This is a genomic window from Prevotella sp. P6B4 (genome assembly GCF_000619985.1).
Classification (GTDB): domain Bacteria; phylum Bacteroidota; class Bacteroidia; order Bacteroidales; family Bacteroidaceae; genus Prevotella.
Window position 1 is genome coordinate 160,404 of sequence record NZ_JHVE01000007.1, and the last position, 8,801, is coordinate 169,204.

An 8,801-nucleotide genomic window follows, 5' to 3' on the forward strand; every position below is an offset into this window, starting at 1 on the left:
TTATATATTTATTATACGAAATGATAAAGGTCCAGCATATCGTGCAATTCTTCGCGCGAACAATACATCATCGCGTCGATGATGCTCAGGTCGGGAACAAACTCCTCGCAGCGTTGCTTGTAGCGGATGTCCTCGTTGCGAACCAGAAAATCAAGGTTGACTCCCATCTCGCGGAAAGCTTCCTTGGTGTAGTAGATATTTCCATTGATAGAGCTGGTAAAGGTGGAATGACCGAAGTGCTCGCAAATGCGGCGAATAAGTTCCGGGGCCGTGCAATCCCCACGGGGGGTCACATCAGATAGCAAGATGATTTCTGTCTTGATGCCCAAATACCCGGCCACAGCCTTTAACTGCTTGAAAAGATAGCGAGCCAGGTTGGGTTCTTCGTCCATCAGGATAGGCTTGATGACTTCCATCGCCTCGTTGTAGTAGGGTGCCTTGCTGTAGTAGAACTTCAGCACCCTGCACAGATATTCAGCCTGTTTACGACTGACTACCCGTTTTGTCTCGCAGATGTGGCGATTGCCGTTGGCGTGACTGATTTCGATGCCGAAATAGTGTGGCTGGTCTTTTTCGCCTAGAATGCGGTTGCGGTTAATCCAATGGTGTTTGATATAGTGGACGTTGTCGGCAACAACATACAAATCGACGGCATGAATGAGCTGCCAATAGCCAATGTACGGAAAGAAGTATGGCTGCATGATGGCGATACGATCTTTTTTGTCAATCATAAAACATCAATTTAGAAGTGTGGAAAATTTATGAGCAGTGAGCGACCATTGTCATCCTCCACTTCAATGAGACTGAGAATGGAGCTGATATGCTGCTGTAATTCCTGCTGACTATCGGCTCGCACAAAGATGCGGCAAAGCACTTGCAGGAAGATACCAGAGTACAGCATGGTGTCACCTTCATGGTAATACTGGAAGAGGCTATATACGTAGGGCAACAGCCTCACGTCATCTATTCCCCTGATGGTATGGATATGACCGTTTCTCAAACCAATGCAGATAGTGGCATAGTAACCTTGAAGAGGTTTTGCAAGCGATGAGAAATCCTCGCCAAACTGTCCTGTCAATGCATGTTGCATATAACAGGCAACAAGATCGATGCCCTTGTCCTCGTGAACCACACGGAAATCCATACCACCGCTGAGGCGGTAGGCATTGTCCATGATATAAGGCACGCCATTGCTGATGATGCCCTGGAACATACAGGAACCGTTGCTCACACCGAGGTCATCGAAAAGGCGCGACATGGGCTGGTATAACGTGCTGATGATGTCGGCCTCAGGCGAAGGGTAAAGGTCGAGAAAAGGCTGGCGAGGTGACTGACCAATTGCCGGGTAGAACACACGACCCTTTGTATATGGGAAATACGACTTACCGTTCTGCCGCCATATCTCAAACTGAAAATAGGGGCCTTCGAGGAATTTTTCACAAAGGTATTCGCCCACGGTGGAGTTCTTGATGGCTTTGTCGATGGCCTCTTTCATCTCGGCGCGGTTGCGGCATACGGTGATGCCGAAGGAGCCGCCATTATCCACGGGCTTCACGATAACGGGGAAAGGAATGTCTTCATCCTCCAAGCGGAAGGCGGGGATGGCTGGCATACCATAGCGGATGCAAGCCTCCTTGAAATGCTGCTTGTTCATTAGCACGTCCCATTGATGGGGCGTGGCAATGTAGTGGAAGCCTGTTTTCGCCATCCAGCCCACCGACTTCCTGATTACCATTTCGCCAGAGCAGGACAGCAAGGCATCGATGTGCTTCTCCTTGAAGAACGGCAGCATCACAGTCTCGTCAGTGCAGTCCAGATAATACTGTTCGGCAGAAACCTGATGCATCGGAGCCTCCGGCACATTGCCTACCGACACAAGCACGATGCCGTGCCTCCGAGCGTAGGCAGTCACCTCGTCCACCACATTGTTGGCCCCGAAAACGGCAAGTCTCTTCCCCTTTAACTTTTCACTCTTCATTGTTCACTCCTCACTCTCAATACGCTTTCCCGTCTCGCATAAACATTAGTTTAACCGTCATCCAGAGGATGCGCAGGTCGAGCCATAGGCTCCAGTGCTGCATATACCAGATGTCGCGCTCTACACGACCTTCCATCTGCCACAACTCACGGGTCTCACCACGAAAACCTGTTACCTGCGCCCAACCGGTGATGCCGGGCTTGACGAAGTGACGCACCATGTACTTGTCTATCAGCTTGTCGTATTGCTCTGTGTGGGCCAGCATGTGTGGTCGGGGACCCACGATGCTCATGTCGCCGCGCAACACGTTCCAGAACTGGGGCAGCTCGTCAATGTTGGTCTTACGCATGAAATCACCGAACGGGAACTTGCGCGGGTCATCCTTCGTGGCCTGCTGGCTGTCGGCGGTGTTGTTGACGTGCATAGAGCGGAATTTCCAGCACCAGAACTCGCGCCCGTCGAGCCCCGTGCGCCGCTGGCGGAAGAATACAGGTCCAGGACTCTGACACTTGATGATGACAGCAATGAAGGGCAGCAACAAGACTGTGGGTACCAGAAAAATGACAGACAACAGGATGTCGGTCAGACGCTTCAACAGTCTGTTCAGCGGGTCTTCCAGTGGACTGGAGTAGGTGCCCATCACTTCCAAGTCGTCCATCTGCACAGGTTGCATGTTGAGTTTTTCTTCTGCCGTAGTCACATAGTAGAATTTTATCATCCGGTGCCGGCACAGACTTGCTGTCCGCTCTATGAGCTGGCGCTCCCTTCGTGGCACACACAGATAGACCTCATCGCCCAGGCGCAGGTCCTCGGGGTGACCCAGCAACGCGAGAAATTCGGCGGTGGAGGCATAACTGCTACGCAACTTATAGCCGTAGGATGGGATGCTGAGAATACGCTGGTGCAGTCGCTGCAGCTCCTCGTCGGACCCGACGAAAGTGACTGTACGCGTGTTGAAGCCCTGCCTGCGGAGTCGCTTCAGCGCCTCGCGTTCAACGAAACGCAGCAGCATGATGACTGTCCAGAGAGCCAGTCCCAAGAAGAACAGCTGCCATCCTATGCGATACAGGAACCGGACGGAACGCAACAGCAGGTATGACAGCAAGACCTGTGTTGCCACTAATAGGGTGCCTCGCCGCAGGATGTCGCCAGCCCCCACCATCCGCTGATGAATGATAGATGAGAACCAATACTCCGCCAGCACCATGCTCATGGTGCATATTCCCCAGAACAGGCGATACTTGTCGTCAGTCCATTCCTCAGCGTCGGGAATAAAGTCTGCCACTATAGGCAGCAGCAGCCACAGTGCCACAAAATCAAACGCAATGACTGTCCACTTGATGAGGCAATTGGTCTGGTTGTGATTTTCAATACCCTTCATTTTACTCTCAGAAAAGCTGTTGGTATATAGGCTGTCGAGACAAGTCCGACATCAGTCAAAGAGATAACCACACGCTGCTGGCCCGACACGCGGGCAACCCGCCCCTCGACTCCCTTGAACATGCCATCGATGACCATGACCGTCTCACCGCCCTTGAAATGGCACTGCGACTCGGTGACAAACTTCAGATGCTCACTCTGGTTGCAGGTGGCAATGATGAAGTTCTCCATTTCCTTATCGGAAATGGTTAGCGGTGGGTTCTTATGGTTCTCGTCTAACCTAAAATGGTTATAATAATAGGATAGAAAGGAAGTGGGGGGGGTATTTTTGATATACTCACTGGCCTTGGCATCAGTGGTATATACGAACAGAAGGTTCGGGATCAACGTCTCCAGAACCTTCTTTTGTTTACCGTTTACCGTCTTGTAGGCATAACGCTTGGCAATGTACGCATACGTGCCGTCGGCTACAATATAGTCAAAGGCCTTGTCCTCCCTGCCGTAAGAGGCACGGAACACATACCAACTTTTGTCTGGTGTAGGTACATATTTCACCGACACCCCTGTTTGTGAGCTTTTGGCTTCGGGGATGGTATCAGGGGCTAATCGACCTTCGGTCGCTTCGATACCTCGAAGAACCCTGACACTCGGAGGATTGGCCTGGCCTCGTCCAGTTTCCACATTAGACAATGTGCTCATATCGGACCTTTTTTGCATTTCATCGGCTGAGCTATCGCTCGTTCATCGGTTCGATGCCATTTTCCGCTTTCCACCTCTGGCGGAATCGCCTTGCGGCTTTTCCGATGCAGCCCGCCTCGTTCGACTCCGTCCGAAGACTTCGCCTCTCTCAGCACGGCGTGAGCTGTTTTGTTTTCAAATAGTCGCTTAAAACGACAGTCATCCAACAGAGAATGTCAGAAAATCGTTACAAAGGTAGCAAAAAAAGTCAAATAAAAGCAAAAAACTTTCAATTTCCGTCGATTTTAACAATTATTTGGCTGGAAGATTGCTCAAATGTTCCTCCAGCGCATCAAAGGCATCAAACCAGTCGGCATACTTTGGTACAGTCTTTAAACCTGCATACTGTTTCATGGCTTTCCCAAAGTTACGTAGTTGAACCCTTTGCGTGGAACGATGCGAGCCCACGAAACTGAAATCATAATTCATCTTGAAATACTGATCTATGAGGAAGGTCTTTCCCACGCGCCTTCTTCCATAAACGATAACAAATTCCGAACGGTCTGACTCCATGCAGTCCCGTAGCATAGAGCACTCTCGGTCTCTCGCAATAAGCTTCTGTTCCATATTGATGATCTTCTATTTTCTGGCAAATACAAACAATTATTGAGAATACTCCATTGTTCGACATATTTTTGCCCCAAAACATAAAAAATTATTCATTATTGGGGCAAAATGGAGTTAAAAAATGAAGTCTGGGAGTGACATATCGATGAAGCCAGATGCTGATATGGTTATGAGAAAACTTGCACAAAACCCCTCTTTTTGTGGTTTGCAAAAATTAAATTCGTTAAATCTTCATCCTTTTTGTCCTTCACAGAATCCGCGTCGACATTTTTCTACTGTTTAACACACAAGTCGTTGATATAAAACGACTTGCAAATTCCAGTATTGCAAAGGCCTTACCTCCGTCACCATCGGCAATAGTGTGACGAGCATTGGAGAGTATGCGTTCTCTAGTTGCTCTGGCCTTACCTCCGTCACCATCCCCAATAGCGTGACGAGCATTGGAGCTGAAGCGTTCCGGTATTGCTCTGGCCTTACCTCCGTCACCATCCCCAATAGCGTGACGAGCATTGGAAGGGCTGCGTTCGCTAATTGCTCTGGCCTTACCTCCGTCACCATAGGCAGTGGTGTGACGAGCATTGGATATGGTGCGTTCGACGGAGTCGATATTCCAACTGTCATTTCTTTGATAGAGAATCCGTTTACGATAACAGGAAAGACATCGAGTTCTAGAACTTTCTCTCAAAACACATTCCTTAACGCAACGCTATATGTTCCGAAGGGTACTATAGATAAGTATAAGGCAACTGATGGTTGGAAAGACTTCCTGTTTATTGAAGAAGGAACGGGCGGTGGTGACACACCCGAAACGCAGAAGTGCGAGAAGCCTACCATCAGCTATCTGAACGGAAAGTTGACTTTCACCAGTGAGACGGAGGGAGCTGTCTGCCAATACTCCATAACCGATACGGACATCAAGGCTGGAAGCGGAAATGAGGTGCAGCTGGGTGTGACCTATATCATCAGCGTCTATGCCGCTAAGGCGGGCTATGAAAACTCTGAAACGGCAACGGCTACGCTCTGCTGGATAGACCAACAGCCCAAGACGGAAGGCATCACCAATGGCATAGCTAACATCCCTGCTCAGGCCGTGCTGATTCAGAGTGAAGGAGGTAGCATCAAGGTGCAAGGTGTAGATGAAGGCACGCAGGTCAATGTGTATGGCATCAATGGCACTCAGGCTGGTTCGGCTATCAGTCAGAGTGGTGCAGCAACTATCAATACAAACCTGCAACCTGGCTCCATCGCCATCGTAAAGATTGGCCAGAAGTCAGTCAAGGTCGTGATTAAGTGAGAATAGAGCTAAGCTTGCTTAAGCTATATCGAACGTGAGCGAGCTCGAGCAAAGCTCAAGGTCGTGATGAAATAGTTTTTATTATCACTTAGGAGCATCCCTGCCCGTTTCTATTTCGAGCAGGGATGCTTTGTTATTTAAAAGCGGTGAACTGGTTAAGGATTCAGTTACCGAGAAAAACTCGGCAACTGCCTCTGATGGGAAGAACTGATTTGGTTTTTAATTTCTGAACATTGCAAGTATTTGGCGAAAAAATTTGTGCGATAATCGCGCGGATTGTTTGGCGGTTTCGCTTATTTGTTGTACTTTTGCCAACCGAAGATTGAATGATAAACTGATTATTTAAAAAACCTATGAAACCAGCGCAGATTTTCCATCAGTACATCTGGATCATCCATACGCTTAGCAGATACGGAGAGCTGACGTTTGAGGAGCTGAGCCAGAAGTGGTGCGACGATAGGGTGGTCGAGGGTAACCCGTTGGCGCGATCGTCGTTCAACCGCCATCGCGATGCCATCGCCGACATGTTCGGCATCGACATCCGCTGCACACCGAATACTTTCCGCTACTATATCGCCAACCCCAACAGACTGGGCGACGACAGTCTGGAGCGCTGGATGTTCTCAACGCTGGCGGTGCATGGCGTGCTGAGCGACAGCATGTCGATCAAGGACCGCGTGGTGCTTGAGAGCGTGCCTGCCGGCGTAGAGTTCCTGGCCACCATCATACAGGCCATCAAGTCGGGCAGGAAGATACTGATGCGCTATCAGCGCTTCGGTGCCGATAGCTACGACAAGGTGGTTGAGCCCTATGCCATCAAGCTGTTCCGCCAGCGATGGTACCTGCTGTCGTTCACCGGTCGCCACTACGCCATCTACGCGCTCGACCGCATGCAGGATATGCAGCTGACCGACGAGAGTTTCCTGCTGCCCGAGGGATTCAGCGCGCAGGACTATTTCGGTGAGTACTACGGCGTGATGACTACCGACGAGCCGCTGACCCACTTGGTGGTGAGGGCGCACAGCTGGGCGCCCAACTACCTGCGCACACTGCCGCTGCACCACTCGCAGCGCGAACTGCAGTCGGGCACACTGCCATCGGGCGCTGCCTACACCGACTTCTCGTTCGATATCCGTCCTACGGTCGATTTCCTGGGCGAGCTGCTGTCGCACGGCGATGGCATCGAGGTGCTTGGGCCCGAGGACGTGCGCCTGAAAATGATGGAAATGATAGATAATGCCCGAAAATGGTACTAACAACCGTTAAATCCGTATCAGAATACTTAATTTTGGTTAAAGAAGGGGGGTGTCCCGACTTATGGGACAGCCTCTTTTTTATTTTGCAGCCAGAATCAAATTCATAAATAACAAACTTAATATTAAAACCCAAAAGTAAACTGGTATGGAAACAAATTTGGAAGAACTTAAAGACTGGCAGGATGGCGCCCGGCGAATGCTTTCTCGCGAAATCGACAGGCTGAAAGAGGAACTGGAGCACAAGGTCAACCTGATGCGGCTGATGGAGGTTACTGACGAACTTCTCTCAGAAATCGACCGCCTTAACAGCGAACTCAGCGAAGTGAGGAGCAATGGCCCGGCTGCCGTGAGTATTATTATCGAGGAGCCGAAGGTGGTGAACGTTGCGGGCAACTACAACGACATCCACGACAACTCCTGTGTTGGTATTAACGTTAAGCAATAGTTTTACTGATATGGCAGGAAATACGATCTATGTGCAGGGTTCGTACGTGGATATCCACGACAACCAGACGGTAAACCTATCGGTGGACAAAGCGCAGTTGCGCATCGGCGACAACCAGCTGGCGCCCATGGAGAGTGATGTGCCCGACGTGTTGGCTGATAGTGAGTTGTGGCACAAGGTGCAGCAGGCAGGTTGGGTGGACGACGTCGGTCAGCCCACTGTGTCGCGCCCCGAGGCTGCGATGATAGCCGACATGCTGGCCGAAAGGCTGGGCATTGCTAATAAATGGAAGTTTTTTGAGCAGTTGTGGCATCGTAACAACATGCGTGGCGACTATAATACCGCTCTCGACCAACGGAAGACGTTGAAATTCCAAGAACGACTTAAAACTGTTTTGGGCTGATAATCAGCTGCTTGTATCAATTAGTACCCCCTACGCGTACCCCCTGCGTAGGGGGTTTTTGTGTTTTATTCGCCGTACCTTTGCCACCGCAAGCAAGTTGCGATGGCGAGTGCCCCGTAGTTCTTTGACTTATTGATACACAACAATGGAAACAAAAATCTTAAGAGTAGTGCGCCAGGGCGAGGCCTTCGGCGTACAGTCGGCTAAGGCCGAGGGTGGATCAATCCAGAAGTGCAACATCGTGTTGCGCGAGATGGGTGGTTCGAAGTTCGAAAACGAGTATGTGTGCGCCATGCTGGGCAATCTGGCGGCGTGCAGGTTCTACGAAGGCGATGTGGTAGCAGCCACACTTCGTTTCTCTACCCACGAATATCAGGGGCAAGTGTTCCAAGAAATCCTTGCCACGGATATCGTAAAGCTTAATAAATAATGTATAACCCATGAGTTGGAGCCGAGGAGGATTTTCTCGAGTAAATGGCCAAGGAATCCGAAACTTCTTCTCGCTTAAACAACTCAGAATTATGAAAACAGAAATACAGGTATTTACTAGTGAAATTTTCGGCGAGATTCGTACTTGCCAGGTTAATAACCAAATCATGTTTGTGGCAAAGGACGTAGCCACAGCATTGGGGTATGCAAATACCCCGAAAGCTATTCGTGACCATATTGATGACGACGATAAGCTGACCGAACGATTCGTTCTGTCAGGTCAAGCTCGAAGCGTCATCATCATCAACGAG

10 protein-coding genes and 1 pseudogene are annotated in these 8,801 nt (G+C 50.0%); 6 read left to right on the plus strand and 5 right to left on the minus strand.

What is annotated here, in order from left to right:
- Positions 1-11 precede the first annotated feature (11 nt).
- The 5 genes from T491_RS0106645 to T491_RS0106670 all read right to left on the minus strand — a co-directional run bounded on the left by T491_RS0106645 (position 12) and on the right by T491_RS0106670 (position 4,663).
- The gene (locus tag T491_RS0106645; RefSeq protein WP_028903201.1) at positions 12-731 is read right to left on the minus strand and encodes a WbqC family protein; all 720 of its coding nucleotides are present in this window, start codon (positions 729-731) and stop codon (positions 12-14) included.
- A gap of 11 nt (positions 732-742) precedes the next feature.
- Positions 743-1,978 (minus strand): acetyl-CoA carboxylase biotin carboxylase subunit family protein, encoded by a 1,236-nt coding sequence (locus tag T491_RS0106650; protein WP_028903202.1) that lies wholly within the window; start codon positions 1,976-1,978, stop codon positions 743-745.
- A gap of 16 nt (positions 1,979-1,994) precedes the next feature.
- The gene (locus T491_RS0106655; protein WP_036915482.1) at positions 1,995-3,359 is read right to left on the minus strand and encodes an exopolysaccharide biosynthesis polyprenyl glycosylphosphotransferase; all 1,365 of its coding nucleotides are present in this window, start codon (positions 3,357-3,359) and stop codon (positions 1,995-1,997) included.
- Positions 3,356-4,057, minus strand: coding sequence for a UpxY family transcription antiterminator (locus tag T491_RS0106660; RefSeq protein WP_028903204.1), 702 nt, complete (start codon positions 4,055-4,057; stop codon positions 3,356-3,358). The genes T491_RS0106655 and T491_RS0106660 overlap by 4 nt, the downstream gene beginning before the upstream one ends.
- 291 nt (positions 4,058-4,348) lie before the next feature.
- Positions 4,349-4,663 (minus strand): ATP-binding protein, encoded by a 315-nt coding sequence (locus T491_RS0106670; RefSeq protein WP_028903206.1) that lies wholly within the window; start codon positions 4,661-4,663, stop codon positions 4,349-4,351.
- A 328-nt stretch (positions 4,664-4,991) separates the two neighbouring features.
- Between T491_RS0106670 and T491_RS0106680 the strand changes: the two are divergent.
- From T491_RS0106680 to T491_RS0106705, 6 genes and pseudogenes are all read left to right on the plus strand, one after another.
- Positions 4,992-5,957 (plus strand): annotated as a pseudogene (locus tag T491_RS0106680) (leucine-rich repeat domain-containing protein); the annotation flags it as partial.
- A 353-nt stretch (positions 5,958-6,310) separates the two neighbouring features.
- The gene (locus T491_RS0106685; protein ID WP_028903209.1) at positions 6,311-7,213 is read left to right on the plus strand and encodes a YafY family protein; all 903 of its coding nucleotides are present in this window, start codon (positions 6,311-6,313) and stop codon (positions 7,211-7,213) included.
- Positions 7,214-7,358: 145 nt separating this feature from the next.
- Complete coding sequence (locus tag T491_RS0106690) at positions 7,359-7,658, plus strand: hypothetical protein (protein WP_028903210.1); 300 nt, start codon at positions 7,359-7,361, stop codon at positions 7,656-7,658.
- A 10-nt stretch (positions 7,659-7,668) separates the two neighbouring features.
- Entirely contained in the window at positions 7,669-8,061 is a 393-nt protein-coding gene (locus tag T491_RS0106695; RefSeq protein WP_028903211.1) for a hypothetical protein, read from the plus strand.
- 145 nt (positions 8,062-8,206) lie between these two features.
- Positions 8,207-8,491, plus strand: coding sequence for a hypothetical protein (locus T491_RS0106700; protein WP_028903212.1), 285 nt, complete (start codon positions 8,207-8,209; stop codon positions 8,489-8,491).
- A 91-nt stretch (positions 8,492-8,582) separates the two neighbouring features.
- The coding region (locus T491_RS0106705; protein WP_028903213.1) for a Bro-N domain-containing protein at positions 8,583-8,801 on the plus strand (219 nt) is incomplete at its 3' end.